The 20,451-nt window shown below is 25.1% G+C and carries 23 protein-coding genes and 3 tRNA genes; 21 read left to right on the top strand and 5 right to left on the bottom strand.

Annotated elements, in window-relative coordinates:
• The first annotated feature begins 23 nt into the window (after positions 1-23).
• The 8 genes from H0H73_RS03050 to H0H73_RS03015 all read left to right on the top strand — a co-directional run bounded on the left by H0H73_RS03050 (position 24) and on the right by H0H73_RS03015 (position 5,793).
• Complete coding sequence (locus H0H73_RS03050) at positions 24-353, top strand: HesB/IscA family protein (protein WP_185852142.1); 330 nt, start codon at positions 24-26, stop codon at positions 351-353.
• Positions 353-1,795, top strand: a complete 1,443-nt coding sequence (gene sufB / locus H0H73_RS03045) for a Fe-S cluster assembly protein SufB (RefSeq protein WP_185852141.1) — start codon at positions 353-355, stop codon at positions 1,793-1,795. The genes H0H73_RS03050 and sufB overlap by 1 nt, the downstream gene beginning before the upstream one ends.
• A 14-nt stretch (positions 1,796-1,809) precedes the next feature.
• A complete protein-coding gene (gene sufC, locus H0H73_RS03040; protein ID WP_185852140.1) occupies positions 1,810-2,562 on the top strand; it encodes a Fe-S cluster assembly ATPase SufC in 753 nt (250 codons plus the stop codon).
• 25 nt (positions 2,563-2,587) lie between these two features.
• The gene (gene sufD / locus H0H73_RS03035) at positions 2,588-3,886 is read left to right on the top strand and encodes a Fe-S cluster assembly protein SufD (RefSeq protein ID WP_185852139.1); all 1,299 of its coding nucleotides are present in this window, start codon (positions 2,588-2,590) and stop codon (positions 3,884-3,886) included.
• Between the two features lie 5 nt (positions 3,887-3,891).
• On the top strand, positions 3,892-5,127 hold the full coding sequence (locus tag H0H73_RS03030; protein WP_185852138.1) for an aminotransferase class V-fold PLP-dependent enzyme: 1,236 nt from the start codon (positions 3,892-3,894) through the stop codon (positions 5,125-5,127).
• Positions 5,128-5,137: 10 nt separating this feature from the next.
• Positions 5,138-5,455: a 50S ribosomal protein L21 gene (rplU, locus tag H0H73_RS03025; protein WP_185852137.1), complete on the top strand. Its 318-nt coding sequence runs from the start codon at positions 5,138-5,140 to the stop codon at positions 5,453-5,455.
• 9 nt (positions 5,456-5,464) lie between these two features.
• Positions 5,465-5,728 (top strand): 50S ribosomal protein L27, encoded by a 264-nt coding sequence (gene rpmA / locus H0H73_RS03020; RefSeq protein ID WP_185852136.1) that lies wholly within the window; start codon positions 5,465-5,467, stop codon positions 5,726-5,728.
• Positions 5,719-5,793: transfer RNA gene (locus H0H73_RS03015), tRNA-Arg, on the top strand. Before rpmA ends, H0H73_RS03015 begins: the two co-directional genes overlap by 10 nt.
• Positions 5,794-5,806: 13 nt before the next feature.
• On the opposite strand, the gene H0H73_RS03010 is transcribed toward H0H73_RS03015, so the two are convergent.
• A tRNA-Ile gene (locus H0H73_RS03010) sits at positions 5,807-5,880 on the bottom strand.
• Positions 5,881-5,983: 103 nt separating this feature from the next.
• On the opposite strand from H0H73_RS03010, the gene H0H73_RS03005 reads away from it, so the two are divergent.
• Together H0H73_RS03005 and H0H73_RS03000 are read left to right on the top strand one after the other, a co-directional pair.
• A complete protein-coding gene (locus tag H0H73_RS03005; RefSeq protein ID WP_185852135.1) occupies positions 5,984-6,292 on the top strand; it encodes a ribosome-binding factor A in 309 nt (102 codons plus the stop codon).
• 13 nt (positions 6,293-6,305) lie between these two features.
• Entirely contained in the window at positions 6,306-7,496 is a 1,191-nt protein-coding gene (locus H0H73_RS03000; protein ID WP_185852134.1) for an ABC transporter permease, read from the top strand.
• Here H0H73_RS03000 and H0H73_RS02995 read toward each other — a convergent pair.
• Together H0H73_RS02995 and H0H73_RS02990 are read right to left on the bottom strand one after the other, a co-directional pair.
• Positions 7,487-8,404, bottom strand: coding sequence for a ribonuclease Z (locus H0H73_RS02995; protein WP_185852514.1), 918 nt, complete (start codon positions 8,402-8,404; stop codon positions 7,487-7,489). The two genes, H0H73_RS03000 and H0H73_RS02995, sit on opposite strands and share 10 nt — an antisense overlap.
• A gap of 93 nt (positions 8,405-8,497) precedes the next feature.
• Positions 8,498-9,295 carry a type II CAAX endopeptidase family protein gene (locus H0H73_RS02990; protein ID WP_185852133.1) on the bottom strand — a complete coding sequence of 266 codons (798 nt, stop codon included), beginning with the start codon at positions 9,293-9,295 and terminating at the stop codon, positions 8,498-8,500.
• Positions 9,296-9,483: 188 nt separating this feature from the next.
• Between H0H73_RS02990 and H0H73_RS02985 the strand changes: the two genes are divergently transcribed.
• Positions 9,484-10,662 (top strand): M14 family zinc carboxypeptidase, encoded by a 1,179-nt coding sequence (locus H0H73_RS02985; RefSeq protein ID WP_185852132.1) that lies wholly within the window; start codon positions 9,484-9,486, stop codon positions 10,660-10,662.
• Here the strand turns inward: H0H73_RS02985 and rpmH are convergent, their stop codons facing one another.
• The gene (gene rpmH, locus H0H73_RS02980) at positions 10,663-10,812 is read right to left on the bottom strand and encodes a 50S ribosomal protein L34 (protein ID WP_185852131.1); all 150 of its coding nucleotides are present in this window, start codon (positions 10,810-10,812) and stop codon (positions 10,663-10,665) included. It abuts the gene before it with no gap.
• Positions 10,813-11,107: 295 nt separating this feature from the next.
• Here rpmH and H0H73_RS02975 point away from each other — a divergent pair, with 295 nt between their 5' ends.
• From H0H73_RS02975 to gap, 8 genes are all read left to right on the top strand, one after another.
• Positions 11,108-12,445 carry a bifunctional UDP-3-O-[3-hydroxymyristoyl] N-acetylglucosamine deacetylase/3-hydroxyacyl-ACP dehydratase gene (locus H0H73_RS02975; protein WP_185852130.1) on the top strand — a complete coding sequence of 446 codons (1,338 nt, stop codon included), beginning with the start codon at positions 11,108-11,110 and terminating at the stop codon, positions 12,443-12,445.
• A gap of 22 nt (positions 12,446-12,467) precedes the next feature.
• On the top strand, positions 12,468-13,058 hold the full coding sequence (locus tag H0H73_RS02970; RefSeq protein ID WP_185852129.1) for an elongation factor P: 591 nt from the start codon (positions 12,468-12,470) through the stop codon (positions 13,056-13,058).
• 15 nt (positions 13,059-13,073) lie between these two features.
• Entirely contained in the window at positions 13,074-13,949 is an 876-nt protein-coding gene (sucD, locus tag H0H73_RS02965) for a succinate--CoA ligase subunit alpha (protein WP_185852128.1), read from the top strand.
• Positions 13,933-14,184: an aminoacyl-tRNA hydrolase family protein gene (locus H0H73_RS03110; RefSeq protein WP_262887123.1), complete on the top strand. Its 252-nt coding sequence runs from the start codon at positions 13,933-13,935 to the stop codon at positions 14,182-14,184. Before sucD ends, H0H73_RS03110 begins: the two co-directional genes overlap by 17 nt.
• Entirely contained in the window at positions 14,174-14,551 is a 378-nt protein-coding gene (locus H0H73_RS03105; RefSeq protein WP_262887122.1) for an aminoacyl-tRNA hydrolase, read from the top strand. The genes H0H73_RS03110 and H0H73_RS03105 overlap by 11 nt, the downstream gene beginning before the upstream one ends.
• Positions 14,552-14,579: 28 nt before the next feature.
• A tRNA-Arg gene (locus H0H73_RS02955) sits at positions 14,580-14,652 on the top strand.
• 33 nt (positions 14,653-14,685) lie between these two features.
• Complete coding sequence (gene lepA, locus H0H73_RS02950) at positions 14,686-16,476, top strand: translation elongation factor 4 (RefSeq protein WP_185852513.1); 1,791 nt, start codon at positions 14,686-14,688, stop codon at positions 16,474-16,476.
• Between the two features lie 29 nt (positions 16,477-16,505).
• On the top strand, positions 16,506-17,516 hold the full coding sequence (gene gap, locus H0H73_RS02945; RefSeq protein WP_185852127.1) for a type I glyceraldehyde-3-phosphate dehydrogenase: 1,011 nt from the start codon (positions 16,506-16,508) through the stop codon (positions 17,514-17,516).
• A gap of 14 nt (positions 17,517-17,530) precedes the next feature.
• Here the strand turns inward: gap and H0H73_RS02940 are convergent, their stop codons facing one another.
• The gene (locus H0H73_RS02940; RefSeq protein WP_185852126.1) at positions 17,531-17,965 is read right to left on the bottom strand and encodes a type I restriction enzyme HsdR N-terminal domain-containing protein; all 435 of its coding nucleotides are present in this window, start codon (positions 17,963-17,965) and stop codon (positions 17,531-17,533) included.
• 80 nt (positions 17,966-18,045) lie between these two features.
• On the opposite strand from H0H73_RS02940, the gene trxB reads away from it, so the two are divergent.
• On the top strand, positions 18,046-19,005 hold the full coding sequence (gene trxB, locus H0H73_RS02935) for a thioredoxin-disulfide reductase (RefSeq protein ID WP_185852125.1): 960 nt from the start codon (positions 18,046-18,048) through the stop codon (positions 19,003-19,005).
• Positions 19,002-20,450, top strand: coding sequence for a glycine--tRNA ligase (locus tag H0H73_RS02930; RefSeq protein ID WP_185852124.1), 1,449 nt, complete (start codon positions 19,002-19,004; stop codon positions 20,448-20,450). Before trxB ends, H0H73_RS02930 begins: the two co-directional genes overlap by 4 nt.
• Position 20,451: the final 1 nt, after the last annotated feature.

Genomic DNA, 20,451 nt, shown 5'->3' with positions numbered 1-20,451 from the left:
AATCACAAAAATTGTAAATAATTATGGTTTTTATATCTGAAAAAGCTAAAAATAAATTAATTTCTCTTATGAAAAGAGAAGGACTTTCTCATGATGTTTCTTTTGTTAGATTTGGAGTGAAAAGTGGAGGTTGTTCAGGTATGTCTTATGAACTTACTTTTGATAAAAATAAACAAGAATACGATAGAGTTTTTCAACACAAAGAAATGAAAATATTGGTAGATCAAAATAGCATTCCTTATTTAGAAGGAACAACATTAGAATATTCAGACGGACTAGATGGAAAAGGTTTTTATTTCAATAATCCTAAAGCAAAACATACTTGTGGATGCGGAAAAAGTTTTTCATCATAATGAAAAAAAATGATAAGATACTGGAAAATTTTACTCAATCTGAATACAAATATGGATTTTATACTCCAATAGAATCAGATAAAATCCCAGTGGGATTAAATGAGGACGTTATTCGTAAAATAACAGAAAAAAAAAAGGAACCTGCATGGATGTTAGATTGGAGATTAGAATCTTATCAAATATGGAAAAAAATGAATTCTCCAAAATGGGCAAATATAAAATACCAAGTTCCAGATTTTCAAAAAATAAGTTATTATTCTGCTCCCAAAAAAAAAATAGATCTAAATAATTTGGAAAAAGTAGATCCAGAGTTAATAGATACATTCAATAAATTAGGAGTCCCTATAGAAGAACAAAAAATACTTTCAGGTGTTGCAACAGATATAGTATTAGATTCCGTTTCTTTAGCTACTACATTTCAGAATAAATTAAAAGATCAAGGCATTATATTTTGTTCTATCAATGATGCTTTAAAAAAATATCCAAATCTTGTAAAAAAATATTTAGGTTCAGTTATTTCAAAAAAAGATAATTTTTACGCAGCTCTAAATTCAGCTGTATTTTCAGATGGTTCTTTTTGTTATATCCCAAAAGGAGTTCATTGTCCTATGGAATTATCCACATATTTTCGTATTAATGAAAATAAAACGGGCCAATTTGAAAGGACTTTAATTATCGCAGATAAAGATTCCTATGTTAGTTATTTAGAAGGATGCACTGCTCCGGAAAGAAAAGAGAATCAATTACATGCAGCTGTAGTTGAAATTATAGCATTGGAAAATGCTGAAATTAAGTATTCTACCGTTCAAAATTGGTTTCCTGGAAATAAAAAGGGAGAAGGAGGTGTTTTTAATTTTGTCACAAAACGTGGTTTGTGTGAAAAAGGAGCAAAAATATCTTGGATACAAGTCGAAACTGGTTCTTCAATCACTTGGAAATATCCATCTTGTATTCTGAAAGGTGATTTTTCAATAGGAGAATTTTATTCTTTAGCTTTAACTAAAGATTTTCAACAAGCAGATACGGGAACTAAAATGATACACATAGGAAAACATACTAAAAGTGTTATTATATCAAAAGGAATATCCGCTGGAAAAGCTCAAAATAATTATAGAGGATTGGTGAAAATTGCTTCTCAAGCAATTCATTCTCGTAATTTTTCTCAATGTGATTCTTTATTAATTGGAAATCAATGTGGCGCTCACACTTTTCCATATATTCATGTATATAATTCTACTTCCAAAGTAGAACATGAAGCAACAACTTCAAAAATTGGAGAAGATCAAATTTTTTATTGTAATCAAAGAGGAATAAATATAGAAAAAGCAATTTCTTTAATTGTTCATGGTTTTAGTAATGAAGTTTTAAAAAAACTTCCTATGGAATTTGCAGTAGAAGCTCAAAAACTTTTGGAAATTTCTTTGGAAGGATCTGTCGGATAATAATAAAAATTATTATGTTAAACATAGAAAATTTACATGCTTATATAGATAAAAATAAGGTACTTAGAGGAATTAATTTAAAAATTAATAGAGGGGAGAATCATGTTATTATGGGGCCTAATGGTTCTGGTAAAAGTACTCTTGCTGCTATAATAGCAGGTAAAAAAGAGTATAAAATAACTGAAGGTAATATTTATTTTTTTAACAAAAATTTATTAAATTTTTCACCAGAAGAACGGGCACATTTAGGAATTTTTCTTTCTTTTCAACACCCAGTGGAAATACCAGGAGTATCCATTATTAATTTTGTTAAAACAGCGGTTAATTCTATTTGTGAAGCAAGAAATATAAAAAAAATGTCTTCTAAAGATATTCTATTGAAAATAAAAGAAAAGTCTTCTTTATTAAACATTGATAAGAATTTTTTTTATCGTTCTTTAAATGAAGGTTTTTCAGGTGGAGAAAAAAAACGTAATGAGATATTTCAAATGATGATGTTAGATCCTTTATTATCTATTTTAGATGAAGTAGACTCAGGTTTAGATATAGATGCTTTACGTATAGTTGCTCAAGGTATTAACGCTTTTAGAAATGATAAAAATTCTGTTTTAATTATTACTCATTACAAAAGATTATTAGATTACATTTTTTCAGACTATATCATACATATTCTATATAATGGAAAAATTATTCAGTCAGGAAATCAAAAATTAGCTGAAAAATTAGAAAAAGAAGGATATGATTGGATAGCTAAAAATCAAGTATAAAAGAATTGTTTAACTTTATAATTAAATGCAGTTAAGAGAAAAAGTAACTTTATTAATTAATAAATTTGCTTCTGCAAGAAAAAAAGACTCTTATATGTCTTTTTTGAAACGAAAACATTCTGATTTTTTCCAAAAAAAAGGATTTCCTTCTTATAGAAATGAAGAATGGAAAAATACAGATATTAACTCAATTATTAACCAAGATTATAATATTATTTCTGAAAATGAAAAAATAAAAAATATAGAACCTAAAAAAATAAAAGACTTAACTTTTCTTAAAAAAGAAAGATCTTTTATTTTGGTTTTTGTAGATGGAAAATATAACCCTTATTTTTCATACACTTATGCAGAAAATATTATTTTATCAAATATAATATCTATAAAAGAAAGTGAAATTAAAGATTATTATGGAAGACTATCATACCAGTATGATGCATTTTATACTTTAAACACACTATTATCAATAGATGGAGCATATATTTACATTCCTAATCATGTTATTTTAGAAAATCCCATAGAAATATTGCATATTTCTACAGGGATTGAATCTAAAATTATGTTGAATAACAGAAATTTAATTGTAGTAGGAGAACATTCTCATGTTAAAATTATAGAACATTCCAAATGTTTAAAAAAACATTCCCCTTTTATAAATTCTGTTAGCGAAATTTATGCTATGAATCACAGTATAATTGACTATTATAAAGTACAAAATGATTTAGTAGAAACTTCTATAATAGATAACACATATTTAAAACAAAATGAGAATAGTAAATGCACTGTTTATACTTTTTCTTTTCAAGGAAATTTTATAAGAAATAATTTAAAGTTTTATTCTATAGGAAAAAAAACTTATTCTTATTTATATGGTATTTCTCTTTTATCAGGAAAACAATTTGTAGATCATCATACTTTGATCGATCATTTATGTTCAGATGCTTATAGTTTCCAATTATATAAAAATATTTTAAGTGAAAAATCTAAAGGTATTTTTAATGGAAAAATAATTGTTAATAAACTTATTAAAGAAATAAATGCATTCCAAAAAAATCATAATATTATTCTTTCTAATGAGGCAAGTATATATGCTAAACCTCAATTAGAAATTTATTCTGAATATGTGAAGTGTTCACATGGTTGTACTATAGGTAGTATACAAGAGTCTGAATTATTTTATCTTCAATCCAGAGGAATTCCTGAAAAAAAAGCTAAAATGTTATTGTTATTATCTTTTTTAGGGGAAGTGTTGATTCCTATTCATATTTTTGAATTGAAAAAATTAATCAATAGAAAAATTAAGGAAAAATTAGATAAAAATTTATAAAATATATGTTTTCAGATAAAGAAATACAAAAAATAAGAAATCAATTTCCTATTTTAAAAGAGAAAATATATTCTAATCCTTTAATTTATATGGATAATGCAGCAACAACTCAGAAGCCCTTAAAAGTAATTCAAGCTTCCCAAAGCTATTATTCTACTATGAATTCTAATGTTCATAGAGGATTGCATTATCTTAGTCATAAAGCAACTCTATATGTGGAGAATGTTAGAAAAAAAATTAAAAAATTTATTCATGCAAGACATTCTTCAGAAATTATATTTACAAAAGGAACTACAGAATCTATTAATTTGGTCGCTTCTAGTATGGAAAATTTTATAAAAGAAGGAGATGAAATTATTATTTCTTGTCTTGAACATCATTCCAATTTTGTTCCATGGCAAATTCTTTGTAAAAAGAAAAATGCTATTTTAAAAATAATATCTATTCATGATAGTGGATTTTTAAAATTAACAGATTTTGAATTTTTAATTTCAGAAAAAACAAAAATAGTATCTATTAGTCATATATCAAATGTTTTAGGAATTATTAATCCAGTTAAAGATATTATTGAAAAAGCACATGAATATGGAGCTTTAGTTTTAATTGATGGAGCTCAAGTCCCATCTAATTTAGATTTAAATGTACAAGATTTAAATGTTGATTTTTATGTTTTTTCTGCTCATAAAATGTATGGACCTACTGGAATTGGTATATTATATGGAAAAAAGAAAATATTAGAAAAATTATATCCTTATCAATTCGGAGGGGAAATGATTAAAAATGTAAGTTTTGATGGTACAACTTATTCAGATTTACCGTTTAAATTTGAAGCAGGGACCCCAAATATAGAAGGAATTGTTGTCTGGGGATTTGCTATAGATTTTGTAAAAGAAATAGGGATATCAAATATTCAATCTTACAAAAAAAAACTTTTAATGTATGCTATAAAATGTTTAAGTTCAATAGATGGAATTCAATTATATGGAGTTTCTAAGGATGTTTCTGATAAATCTGGGATTATTTCCTTTAATATAGATAATTTACATTGTTTTGATGTAGGTAGTCTTTTAGATCGTTTAGGAATTGCGGTTAGAACAGGGCATTTATGTGCACAACCTCTTATGAATTTTTTTAGAGTTACGGGAATGATTCGAGTTAGTTTTTCTGTGTATAATACTTGTGAAGAAATAGATTATTTATTGGAAAGTCTTTTAAAAGCAAAAAAAATATTACTAAAGTAAAATAGAATTTATGATATATGCTATTGTTAATATAAAAGATAAACAATTTAAAATTGTTGAAAATCAGTATATTTATGTCCCTCATATTTCTGAAAAGGTGGGAGAAGAAATATTATTAAATCAAGTTTTTTTGTTTTATAAAGAAGGAAAACTCTTTTTAGGGGATCCTTTTTTAGAAAAAATAAACATTATAATAGAAATTATGCAACATATAAAAGGGAAAAAAATTTTTGTTTTTAAGAAAAAAAGAAGAAAAGGATATAAAGTAAAAAATGGATTTAGACCTTTATTCTCAAAAATAAAAATAATTTCTTTTTTAGAAAAATAAAAAAATAATATGGCTCATAAAAAAGGTTCTGGAAGCTCTAGAAATGGAAGAGATTCAATAGGAAGAAGATTGGGTATTAAAATCTATGGAAATCAATACGTAAATTCTGGTAATATTATAGTTCGTCAGCGAGGAACAAAACATCATCCTGGAAAAAATGTAGGAATGGGAAAAGATCATACTTTATACGCTATCAAAAATGGTTATGTTTCCTTTAAAAAAGGAAGAAAAAATAAATCGACTGTTTCTATTATAGAAACTAAGACTGGGTAGTTCAAATCGGATAGAACAACAGTTTCCTAAACTGTAAGTTGTGGGTTCGAATCCCTCCCCAGTTATTAAGTAATTATATGGTCCCAGCTGGACTTGAACCAGCGACTTCCTGATTATGAGTCAGGTGCTCTAACCAACTGAGCTATGGGACCTAAATAAAAAACTGAATTTATACAAGTTTACAATATTATTTTTCCTATTACAAATTTTTTGTAAATTTTTATGCTTTTATTTTTTATTTATTAAGACGAAATTATGAAAGAAATGAACTTGATTAGAAATGAGAAATTATCTTCAATATTTTTTATAGAAATAGCAGAAATTATTAATGAAGAAATCTATTATAATCGAAGTAAAAATAAATTTTTAGTGACTTTGATTAAAATATGTATGACTCATGATATGAACTTAATAAAAGTATATATTAGCATTTATCCTTTTTTGGATAAAAATATATTGAAATTGATTCGTTCTAAATCTAGATTTTATAGAAAATTACTTTCTAAAAGATTAAGATATCGTGTTAAAAAAATTCCAAAATTGGATTTTTGTGCATTTGTATAAAATTCAATAGTTTTTGAGTACTTCTTTTTATATATCTATACGTTATTTTTTTTATAAAAAAAAAACGAATCTTGTTAATATTATTGTTTTTTTATCAATTTTATCTATTAGTGTATCTACATTTTCTTTATCTACAATTTTATTTGTTTTTTCTGGATTAGAAAATTTAAATAAAAAATTTTATCAAACTTATTATCCTGATATTACTGTTTTACATTCAAATGAAGAAGATTTTTTTCTTGATGATAATGTAATAAAAAAAATAAAATCTATACAAGGAATTATAACTCTTTCTAAGACTATGGAAAAAAAAGTTTTTTTTTATTATAATCATCATGAATATTTTATTCTTTTAAAAGGGGTAGATACGGAATATGAAAAAGTAATGAAAAAATTTAAAAGGATAAATTTGAAAAATAATAGATTTGATCATTTGAATATATATGTAGGATGGTCTTCCATGGTTTCATACTTTCCAATACTATATCATGTAATAAATCTGCCTTTCCAAATATTTATTTTGGATTACAAAAAAAATCCTTTAGATTCATTTTTTTTGAAAAAAAAAATTTCTATAAAAGGAATTTTTCATTTTATCCCTAAAATGGATAAAAAATATTTTTTTTGTGATTTATCTGAACTTCAACATATAACGAACAAAAAATTTTTTCATGCATTAGAAATAAAGATTCATGATAAAGCCAACGTCAATAATATGAAAAACATTTTAATAAAAAAATTGGGACCAAAATTTAATGTAATAACACGTGCAGAAAGAGAAAAAATTTTTTATAAAGTTTTGAATACAGAAAAAATATTTATTTATTTTTTGTTCATATTAATGACACTAATCACTGGATTTAATTTATTTAGTGCTATTGTAATTTTACAATTAGATAAGTTGAAAGAGCTTTTTACATTATGGAGTATGGGATTTTCTTTGTATAAAATTAAGATGATATTTTTCTATGTAGGATTTATGATCACTATTTTTGGTTGTTTAAGTGGGGTATTTTTATCTTATATTATTTCATTAATACAAGAAAAATATAAAATATTTAAAATCTCAAAAAGAATCCCTTTTCCTGTTAAAATTACAATAGAAGATTCTTCTATAGTTGTATGTATTATTTTAATAATAGGATCAATTATATCTTTTTATTCTTTAAGAAGAATTAATCACATAATTTACAATTATAAATAATATGTTTTTAGAGCTTCAGATGCTTCTACATTAAAAAATATTTCTTTTGCTTCTTTTTCAAATTCTTTAATATTAGGGAATCTATTTGAATAGTGTCCCAACAATAGTTTTTTAACTTTAGCTTTTTTAGCTATATATGCCGCCTGATTTGCTGTAGAATGTCCTGTATTTATCGCTCTTTTTTCTTCTATTTTTAAAAATGTAGATTCATGATATAATAAATCTACATTTTTAATATGTTCAATTACAGGCACGTAAAAGGAAGTATCTGAACAAAAAGCGTAAGATAATATTTTGGGAGGATCAAATGTTAATTTATTGTTAGAAATAATTCTTCCATCACTTGTTTTAAAATCTTTTCCTAATTTTAAATTTTTGTAGTCTACTATTTTAATATCGGGTATTTTTTTAATTTCTTCTATATTTAATTTTCTACTACTAGGTTTTTCTCTAAAAAGAAATCCGTTTGCATAAATTCTATGTTTTAATGGTATAGAAAAAATTTCTATTTTTTCATTTTCCATGATTTTTTCCAATTTTTGGGATGATAATTCTATATGATCTATAGGATACTTAAGTCTGGTATAAGACCATTTAAAATGAACATCTATGATCTCTTTTAATCCTTTTGGAGCATAAATACTTACTGATTTTTCTCGACCTAATAAATGAAAAGTAGATAACAATCCAATCAATCCGAAAAAATGGTCTCCATGTAAATGAGATATGAATATGTGTATTATTCTATTCAATTTTATTTTTGCCTTTCTTAATTGAACTTGTGTTCCCTCTCCACAATCAATAAGAAAGGAAAACCCTTTCATTTCCAATATTTGAGCAGTGGGATGAAACTGTTTTGTAGGGATGGAAGAATGACATCCCAAAATAGTTAACGAAGACTTTTTCATCATGAAAAGTTTTTTTAATATATTTTCTAATTCATGTGTATAGTTGTATAATATAGAGTATAGTCAGTATTTATTTATAAAATAAAGAAAATTTTATACTTTTTTTCTTCTTTTTAAAAGAAAAATACTACCAATAATTGTTATCATGAAAGCTATTATTAAGATTAATCCAACATTCATATTTACCTCTTTTGAGAAAAAAGGATTTTCATTTCTCATAAAAAAAAACATAGTGAATATAGCGAAAGCATTATTAAAAATATGTAATAATATACAGTCTATAATAGAAGAAGTTATGAAATAAATGAAACCTATAAAACTTCCAATGATGATTCCTCCTACAAATTGCCATGGATTCATATGAGTTAATCCAAATAAAAAAGAAGAAAATAAAATAGCTTTAATAGGATGGGTCTTATTTTTTAACATTCCATTTAAAATAATCCCTCTAAAAAGAACTTCTTCACATATAGGAGCGAGTAATACTGTCGTGGAAAAAAAAGGAATTGGATTTTTAATTTCTTCCTTTAGAAATTCTTCAATTTCTTTATACATGTTTCCTAATATTGGTCCTTCTCTTGGAACTAGAGAAGAAATATATTCATTAATAATGATCATAGAAAACATCATACAAAAAATAATAAAATAAATATACCATGGAGATAACTTCATGGATAAATCGATAATAAGATTTTTTTTTTGAGCTTGATGAGATATGAAAATAAATAAAAAAATGAAAGGAAGTGTATATGATATTGAAAATATCATGCTTTCAGGTAAATTAATAGAAATCAATAATTTTCTAAGAATTACATTGAAAAAATTTAAAGCAGTAAATCCTACTATTAATAAAATCGATTCGATATAATTTATTTTAAAATAATTCCTCATAATAAATGTTAAAAATTCGTATTTTATTTTGTTATTGCTTATACTTATACAGCATTCTTCATTTCACATTATGAAAATCTTTATAATTTAGTAAAAGTTTATTTTTATCTTTTTGAAAGATAACAACAATTTTGTTATTAATCATAATCATAAATAGCAGAATTTTTTTTAAAAAAATTAAAATCATTATGTTGTTTTTCGATATTATATCTCTATTTCAAAATTATGAATCTTTTAAAGATAGTAGTGTTGGTAGTACAAAAATTTTCAGATATTCTGACTTATTGAAAGTTATGAATAAGTATAAAGACATATGTACTATTGTTCCTATAGGATTATCTATAGAAAAAAGAAAAATTTTCAAAATAAAATGGGGAATAGGAAAAATAAAAATATTAATTTGGTCTCAAATGCATGGAAATGAAACAACTGGAACAAAGTCTATGTTTGACATTTTTTATTTTTTTTTAAGAAAAAAAAATTGTGATTTAGTTAAATTTTTCAAAAAAAATTTAACTATTTTATTTATTCCGATGTTAAATCCTGATGGATCTGAAATATTTCAGAGAAGAAATGCTGTGAATATAGATTTAAATAGAGATGCTATTTGTTTACAGTCTCCAGAGATACAAATTTTATTTCAAGAAATAAAAGAAAATAAACCTAATATTTTATTTAATTTACATGATCAGAGAAGTATTTATAATGTTGGATATAAGAGTTTTAATCCCGCTATTTTATCTTTTTTATCTCCTTCTGTATCTATGGAAAAAGATATCTATTCTATAAGTAGAAAAAAATCTATGGGGATTATAAATTTTATGGTAAAAGAACTCCATAAAATTTTACCTGATATCGGATCAATAGGAAGATTTTCTGATGAATTGTATCCTACAGCAACTGGAGATCGGTTACAAAAATTAGGTTATCCTTGTGTATTGATTGAATCTGGAAATTATCCCAAAGATTTTCAAAAAAAAATTATTAGAAAATATACTGCATTATCTATTCTTGCAGGGATTTATTTTATTTCTTACAAAGGTTATAAAGGAGAATATCTTGAAAAAAATTATAAATCCTATTTTTCCATTCCAGAAAATAAAAATATTTTATTAGATAAAATATATAGAAAAATACAAATACATAAAAATAAAAATAAATTTTTAGTAGATATAGGGCTTATGAATTTTGAAAAATTCGATTTAATGAAAAGAAATATTACTATTTTTACAAAAATAGTAGATATAGGAGATTTATCCAATTTTTTTACCTATGAAGAATTTATCGTTACAGGTAACAAATTTTATGGAGAAAAAGGAAAAAATTTTCCTGAAATTGGGGATTTAGAAAATTTTAAAATTTTTTAATTATTTTCTAAAATTAGAAACTGATAGTTTTTTTCTTCCCTTTTTTCTCCTTCTAGATATAATCATACGACCTGTTTTTGTGTTCATTCGTTTCATAAATCCGTGAACATTAACTTTTCTTCTATTTGAAGGTTGGTAAGTTCTTTTCATATTATTTTGTTTATTTTTTTATAAAAATATTTTACGTCTTTCTTTTCTGATATTTTTTTCTTTTTTATATTCAGTAATCTTTTTTGATAGGAAAAAAAAAATAATATAAAAATACCAATAATAAAACCTGTAAAAAATAAAAATATACGTTTTGAAAAACTCATGATATAATAAAAATCATACATTCGGATTAAATTACATAAAGTTTTTATTTTTATGGTGTTTTTTTTTGTAAAATTTATATTCAATATGGTTTTTATAGATCAGGGATTAAGTTCTAATATATATTTATTATATGCTTGAGAAGCAAAAAACTATTGCAGAAAAAATTTCTTTACAAGGATTTGGTTTATATACTAAAAAAAGAGTAACTGTTACTTTTAAACCAGCTCCAATTCATACAGGATTTATTTTTATTAGGACAGATATAAAAGAAAAACCTTGTATCAAAGCTCATTATTCTTTTTTTATAAAGGAAAACATAGATAAAGGTATTTTTTTGGAAAAAAATGGATTCAAAATTTATACTATTGAACATGTTTTAGCTGCTCTAACAGGTATGGATTTAGATAATGTGATTATAGAATTAGATAATATTGAAATTCCTATTATGGATGGTTCTTCTAAATTTTTTGTAGAAGCAATTCAAAAAGTAGGGATTATAGAACAGAGCGAAAAAAGAAAATATTATTCAATAACAAAAATTATTTCTTATGAAAATGTCAAAACAGGGGGAGAAATTTTAGCTTTACCTGCTAAAAAGTTTGAAATCATGACCTTTATAGATTTTAATTCTTCCAAAGGTTATACGCAAAATGCTATTTTTAAACATTTGTATCAATTTAGAAAAATTGCTAATTCAAAAGTTTTTTGTGTTCTTCGCGAAAAAAATAAAATAATTGATCCTTTTTTTCAAAAAAAAATTAAAAAAGGTAAAGTGGATTCCAATTCCATGTGTTCTTTTTTTGAAAAAACGTTTTTTTATCAAGATCAATTTAATGAAATTGCTAAACATATTCTTTTAGATATTATAGGCTTTCTAACTTTAATGGAAACTAAATTAAAAGGTAAATTCATTTTTTATAATCCAGATAATTATATTATTATGCAATTTTTAAAGGAGTTAATGAATAAAATTCAAACATTAAAAAAAAATGAGATTCCTGAATTTGATTTAAAAAAGAAACCTATTTTGGATATAAAAAGTATTATGAGAATTTTACCTCATAAACCTCCATTTCTCTTAGTGGATAAAATTATAGATTTAACAGAAGATAGTATTGTAGGGGTTAAGAATGTAACAATGAATGAATCTTTTTTCACAGGACATTTTCCTAAAGAACCAATTATGCCCGGAGTCTTACAAATAGAAACTATAGCGCAAGTTGGAGGAATCCTTGTGTTAAATAAATTAAGTCAACCTGAATTATATTCTACCTATTTTTTAAAAATAGATAAAGTAAAATTTAAACACAAAATAGTTCCTGGAGATATAATTATTATTCAAGTTTATCTGTTAGAATCTATGAAAAGAGGAATTGTTCATATGCAAGGTAAAGGTTATGTTAATAATAAACTTGTAGTAGAAGCAGAAGTTGTTGCCAAAATAGTTAAGAATTATGAAACATTCTGAAAATTTTAATTTTTAAAAAAAAATGAATATCAGAAAAGGTTTATATATACAATGGAATAAGGAAATATTCAAAATTATTGATTTCCTTCATGTAAAACCAGGGAAAGGATATGCTTTTGTCAGAACTAAATTGAAAAATTTAGTAACAGGTTATGTTTTAGAAAATAATTTTTCAGCAAAATATAAATTGAAAAAGGTAAAAATAGAATCTCATTCATATAGGTATTTGTATAAAGAAAGAAATATTTTTTATTTTATGAATGATAAGACTTATGATCAAATACAAATCGAAAAAAAATCAATCAAAAACATAAATATAGAATTTTTAAAAGAAGGGATAAAAATACCTATTTTTTTTCATGTAAAAAGTGAAAAAGAAAAAATTTTTTTATTTTTAAAAATCCCTTCTACAATTATTTTAAAAGTGGAACAAACAGGATATGTCAAAAAAGGGGATACTATTAATAACACCAATAAAATAGTTGTTTTAGAAACAGGAACTAAATTATTAGTTCCATCTTTTATCGATACAGGAGATTTTGTTAAAATAAATACAGAAAATAAATCTTATATGGAAAGAGTAAAAAAACAAAATTCAAATTATTTTACATAAAATTTATTAAAAATTATGAGTATTTTGATAGATAAAAACATTAAAGTCCTTGTACAAGGATTAACTGGTCGAGAAGGTTTATTTCATACTGAACAAATGATAAATTATGGAACTTCTATAGTGGGAGGAGTGACTCCAGGTAAAGGGGGAAAAAGATATTTAGGGGTTCCTATTTTTAACACGATTGAAGAAGCGGTCAATAATACAGGAGGAAATGTAAGCGTAATTTTTGTTCCTTCTGCTTTTGCTTCTGATGCTATTTTAGAATCTGTTTATATGAATATACAAATTATTGTATGCATAACAGAAGGGATTCCTGTTTCAGATATGATTCGAGTAAAACATTTTTTGAAAAAAAAAAAATCTCGTTTAATAGGACCAAATTGCCCTGGAATCATTTCTCCAGAAGAATCTAAAGTAGGAATAATGCCAAATTCAGTCTTTAAAAAAAAAGGAAACGTAGGAATAATTTCTAGATCAGGAACTCTAACTTATGAAGCAGCAGACCAAATAGTAAAATTTGGTTATGGAATTTCCACTGCTATTGGTATAGGTGGAGATTCTATAATCGGAATGAACGTAAAAGAAATCATGAAATTATTTTTACATGATTCGGAAACAGAATGTATTGTTATGATTGGAGAGATAGGAGGCCAATTAGAAATTGAAGCGGCTGAATGGATAAAAAAATTGGAAAATAAAAAACCGATAATAGGTTTTATAGCTGGTCAAACTGCTCCAAAAGGCAGAACAATGGGACATGCTGGAGCTATTATTGAAAAGAAAATAGAAACAGCACAAGAAAAAATGAAAATAATGGAAAAAAATGGAATACATATCGTTAAATCTCCAGCTAATATAGGAAAAACCGTATATGAAGTTCTTCATTGATCAAGATCAAATTCATATGAGTAACAGTATAGAAAAATTTTTGATAGTTGGATTAGGAAATCCAGGGGATTTATACAAAAAAACTAGACATAATTTAGGATTTATGATTTTAGATCAACTATCGAAAAAATATTTTTTTTCTTTTTCAAAAAGAAAACTAGGTTTTATCTCATCATTTAGTTATGATGATAAATTACTTTTTTTTTTTAAAACCTTCTACTTATATGAATCGTAGTGGTATAGCCGTGAAACATTGGATAATAAAAGAAAAAATTATAAAAAAAAATATTCTTGTAATATCTGATGATATTTATTTGAATTTTGGAAATTTTCGTCTAAAAGGAAAAGGAGGAAGTGGAGGGCATAATGGATTAAAAAATATAGAAAAAGAAATAGGAACATCTCATTATGCACGTCTTCGTTTCGGAATTAATAAAAATTTTTTATCTAAAAAAATAGATTCTTATGTATTAGAAAACTGGAAAAATGAAGAAATAGAGTATTTATTTCCAAAATTAGATATAGGGATAAAAATAATATTTTCATTTGTAAAAAATGGTCTGCATAAAACAATGAATAGATTCAATCGTCATAATACTTAATAATTTTTTAATTATTTTATAACTTAATAACCTTGTAGTTTAATAGGACAGAATATAGGATTCCGATTCCTATGGTATGGGTTCGATCCCCTTCAAGGTTATTTTATTATTTTAAACTTAATCAATCAATTATGATTCATTATATTCGTAATTTTTGTATTATCGCACATATAGATCACGGAAAAAGTACGTTAGCTGATCGTTTATTAGAATTTACAAAAACAGTTTCAGAGAAAAAACGAAATCAGCTATTGGATGATATGGACTTAGAAAGAGAACGTGGAATTACTATTAAAAGTCACGCTGTTCAAATGGAATATAAATATAAGAATAAAACATATATTCTTAATCTAATAGACACACCTGGTCATGTTGATTTTTCATATGAAGTATCGCGTTCTATTGCCGCTTGCGAAGGAGCTTTACTCGTTGTTGATTGTACAAAAAGTGTACAAGCACAAACAATATCTAATCTTTCTTTAGCATTAAAAAACAATCTATTCATTATACCAGTTTTAAATAAAATTGATTTGTTTGATACCATTCCAGAAGACGTAATGAAAGAGATCATGGAATTGGTAGGATGTAAAATAGAAGATATTATTCCTGTTAGTGCAAAAAATGGACTAGGAATTGATAATATTTTAAATCAAATAGTAACACGTATTCCTTCTCCCAAAGGTGACCCTAATGCACCTTTGCAAGCTATTATTTTTGATTCTTTATACAATCCATTTCGAGGAATTGAAGCTTTATTTAGGATAAAAAACGGGTGTATACGAAAAGGACAAAAATTACGATTTATGTCCACAGGAAAAGTTTATTCTGCTTATGAAGTGGGGACTTTGAAGTTAAAACGTATTTCAAAGAATCAAATCAATACAGGAGATGTCGGATATATTGTCTCTGGTATAAAGAATACAAGTGAAGTAAAAGTAGGGGATACCATAACAGATGCTGATAAACCAGCTATAAAAGCAATACAAAAATTTGAAGAATTTAAACCTATGGTTTTTGCTAGTATTTATCCATCTAATTCTAATCAATATGAAGAATTACGTTCTTCTATAGAAAAATTGCAATTAAATGATGCGGCACTTTCTTTTACTCCTGAGTCTTCTCCAGCATTAGGATTTGGTTTTCATTGTGGATTTTTAGGTTTTCTTCATATGGAAATAGTGAAAGATCGTTTAGAACGTGAATATGATATTTCAGTAATACTTACTATTCCTAATGTTTCTTACAGAGTAGATATGAAAAATAATCGAAAGGTTTTAATTAATAGTCCTTCAGATTTTCCAGAAATCGAAAAATTAAAAAAAGTAGAAGAACCATATGTTTTAGTTACTATTCTCACAAAAGAGATTTACATAGGAAATGTAATGTCATTATGTATTGAAAAACGAGGGACTATGATTGGTCATCATAATTATTTAACTTCAAAAAGAGTGAAAATTATGTTTGAAATGCCTTTATCCGAAATTATATTTGATTTTTATGATAAATTAAAAACCATTTCTAATGGATACGCTTCTTTTGATTATAATTTTATTGGTTATAGAAATTCGGATTTAAAAAAAATTACTGTATTGATTAATCATGAAAGAGTAGAACCTTTATCTCTTTTAGTTCACAAAACAAAAGCTTTCTTTTTGGCAAGAAAAATATGTCAAGAATTATCTATATTAATTCCAAAACATCAATTCAGTATTCCTATTCAAGTTTCTGTATCTGGAAAAATTATAGCAAGAGAAACTATTAAAGCTTTAAGAAAAAATGTTACGGATAAATGTTATGGAGGAGATATTTCTAGAAAAAGAAAACTTTTGGAAAAACAAAAAAAAGGAAAGAAAAAAATGCGTCAAATAGGGAAAGTAGAAATTCCATCATCTACTTTTATGACTTTTTTAAAAGTGAAAAATTAATTTTATAACAAAAAAAAAATTATTGAAATATGTCTATTAAAATAGGAATTAATGGAATTGGAAGAATAGGAAAGCTAGTTTTATTAGCTGCTTTAAATAGAAATAATGTACAAGTAGTATCTATAAACGATTTAGTATCTATAGAATATTTAGCTTATATGTTAAAATATGATTCCATTCATGGTTGTTTTAAAGGAAATATTCGTATTGAAAATAATAATTATTTAATATTGAATGAAAAACGAATCAAGGTTACCAATGAAAAAAATCCGGAAAAACTAAATTGGGGAAATTTGAATATAGAATATGTTGTTGAATCTACCGGTCTTTTTTTAACAAAAGATTTAGCGAATGCTCATTTAAAATCAGGGGCTAAAAAAGTGATTTTATCAGCTCCTCCTAAAGAGGATATTCCTATGTTTGTTATGGGGGTAAATCATGAAAATATGAGAACAGATCAAAATATTGTATCTAATGCTTCCTGCACTACAAATTGTTTATCTCCGATTGTTAAAGTTTTAAATGATAATTTTGGAATATCTGAGGGATTAATGACAACTATACATGCCTCTACTGCTACTCAAAAAGTTGTTGACTCTGTTTCCGATAGGGATTGGAGAGGAGGAAGATCTTCATTGATTAATATAATACCGGCATCAACAGGCGCAGCTAATGCAGTGGGAAAAATTATTCCAAGTTTGAATGGAAAATTAACAGGGATGGCTTTTAGAGTTCCTGTGGCAGATGTTTCCGTTTTAGATTTTACGGTTAATCTAAAAAAAAGCACTAGTTTTGATAAAATTAAATTATGCATGAAACATGCTTCCAAAACTACATTAAAAGGGATACTAGGATATACAGAAGATGCTGTTGTTTCATCCGATTTTATAGGAGATAAAAGAATTTCTATTTTTGATGCTAATTCTAGTATTATGTTAAGTCCCAATTTTTTGAAAATTGTTTCTTGGTACGATAATGAAGTTGGTTATTCTAATAAATTATTAGATCTTCTTGATTACATGCATTCTTTGTCATTATAATTTTTTTATATTAGTTATGGAATATGTTTTAAAAATGAAAATTTTTTTTTGTATTTATCAACTTGAAAAATAAAATTTTTTATTCCATTACTGACCATTAAAAATGGAGCTTTTATGGTTTGATTATATATAGAAATTTGATCAAAAGTTTTTTGTGTAATAGAAATTTTTGGAATTTTACATTCTATCAGTATATGTGGCTTTTTATTAAATTGAACAAGAATATCTAGTCGTTTATTAAGTTTATTTATTTTCAAAGGATATTCCACCCATATATTGGAGTTTTTATAATTTTTTATTTTCTTTAATAAAAAAATTATATATTGACGTATTACCTCTTCTTGAGTCAAGAAATAAAATTTATTTCTGATTACGCAAAATATATAAGTTCTATTTCTCATTTTTTTTAAACGTAAATGTCTTTTTATAAAGAAATTTAAATAATGCATAATTGATTAATAAAATGATAAAAATAAAAAATATTTTAGAATATAATTTTTTATAAAAAAATAAAAAAATAAATATTTTTATGTTCTTTAAAAAAGAAACACAAAATTGTGTCATTATAGGATCTGGGCCTGCTGGCTATTCTGCAGCTATATATGCGGCAAGAGCTAATATGAATCCTATTCTTTTTACTGGTGTTCAACCTGGAGGACAATTGACTACGACGACTGATGTTGATAATTATCTTGGGTTTCCAGAAGGAGTTAATGGGAACGATCTCATGAATAATTGTAAAAAACAAGCAGAACGTTTTAATACTAAAATAATTAATCAATCGGTTAATCATGTTGTTTTATCCAATATAAAAGGAGGAACGCATCGTATTTTCTTAGATGGAAAAAAATGTATAGAAAGTAGAGGGGTTATTGTTGCTACAGGTTCTACTCCGAAATTTGTGGGAATCAATAAAGAAAAAAAATTTATAGGATTAGGAGTTTCTTTTTGTGCCACTTGCGATGGTTTTTTTCATAAAGAAAAAAATGTAGCTGTGGTAGGAGGTGGAGATACAGCTTTGGAGGAAGCAAATTATTTAGCAAAAATTTGTAAAAAAGTATATTTAATAGTTAGAAAAAATTATTTTAAAGCATCCAAAATTTTACAATATCGTATTTTAAGGAAAAAAAATATTAAAGTTTTCTTTTGTTCCAATGTTACAGAAATTATTGGAGATAATTTTTTAGAAGGTATTAAAATTTTTAACCAAAAAACTGAAACTAGTAAAAATATTTTAATTAGTGGCTTATTTATTGCGATAGGTCATGTTCCTAATACAGAAATTTTTAAAAATGAATTAGATTTGGATGAAAAAGGATATATTGTTGTACAAAAAGGAAAAACTATAACTAGTAAACCTGGAGTATTTGCTGCAGGAGATGTGCAAGATCCTGATTATCGTCAAGCTATTACTTCTGCTGGAACTGGATGCATGGCCGCATTAGATTTAGAAAAGTATTTATCTTTATATCTTGAATCAATAACATGAAAAAATGTAGTCATTTTTTTGATTTTTTAATTTCTCACGCAAAAATTTATGGTTTCATTTTTCCTTCCAGCGAAATTTATGGAGGATTAAATGCGATTTATGATTATGGTCCACATGGAGTGGAGTTAAAAAATAATATAAAAGAATTTTGGTGGAAGTCAATGACTCAACTTCATGAAAATATAGTAGGAGTAGATTCTTCTATTCTTATGCATTCTAATATTTGGCATGCATCTGGTCATGTTGATAAATTTAATGAATTATTAATTGAGAATAAAGATTCTAACAAGAGATATTGTCCTGAAATTTTAATTCAAGAATATGTAGAAAAAAATTTTCTAAATAATCCTAAAAAAAAAGAAAAAATATTATCTCGTTTATCTCAATCTTTGAAAAAAAAAGATTTGGAAGATATAAAAATTTTAATTGATGAATTGTGCATTTTTGATCCTGTTTTTAAAAGAAAAAATTGGACAAAAATTCGTTATTTCAATATGATGTTCAAAATTAAAAATGAAAATGAAAAAGATTTATATCTTCGTCCCGAAACAGCTCAAGGTATATTTTCTAATTTTAAGAATATTATAAAATCTAATAGAATGAAAATTCCATTTGGAATTGCACAAATAGGAAAATCATTTAGAAATGAAATTATTGCAAGAAAATTTATATTTAGGATGCGGGAATTTGAACAAATGGAAATGCAATTTTTTATTCTTCCCGAAGAAGAAATTAAATGGTATGAGTATTGGAAAAAAAACCGATTAAAATGGCATTTAGAATTAAACTTAGAAGATAAAAAATATTATAAATTATGTGATCATGATCATTTATCTCATTATTCGAGTGCGGGATCAGATATAGAATTTCACTTTCCTTTTGGATTTCAAGAATTAGAAGGAATTCATTCTCGTAGAGATTTTGATTTAAGAAATCATGAACTTTTTTCAAAAAAAAAATTAAGAATTTTTGAATTGGATAGGAATTATATTCCTTATGTTATAGAAACGTCTTTAGGATTAGATCGTCTTTTTTTAGCTATATTTTCTTCTTCCTTAAAAAAAGAAAGATTAAAAAATGGAAAAATACGTATAGTATTAAAACTCCCCTATTATTTATCCCCAATTAAAGCTGCCATATTTCCATTAGTTAGAAAAGATGGATTACCAGAAATTGCCAAAAAAATATTTAATGACATAAGGGTTCATCATAGATTAGTTTACGATGAAAAAGAATCCATTGGAAAATTATATCGAAGACAAGATGCTATAGGAACTCCATTTTGTTTTACTGTAGATTATAATACTCTAAAAACAAATACAGTAACCATAAGATATAGAGATAATATGGAGCAAAAAAGAATTCACATAGAAGAAATATCAAAAATTATAGAACAAGAAACTGGATTAAAAAAAGTTTTAAAAAACTTATCTGATTTTATATAGT

The organism is Blattabacterium cuenoti (assembly GCF_014251335.1).
GTDB classification, from domain to species: Bacteria; Bacteroidota; Bacteroidia; order Flavobacteriales; family Blattabacteriaceae; genus Blattabacterium; species Blattabacterium cuenoti_G.
Note: the sequence above shows the minus strand (reverse complement) of the source record. Positions and strands in the feature narration are given on the sequence as shown.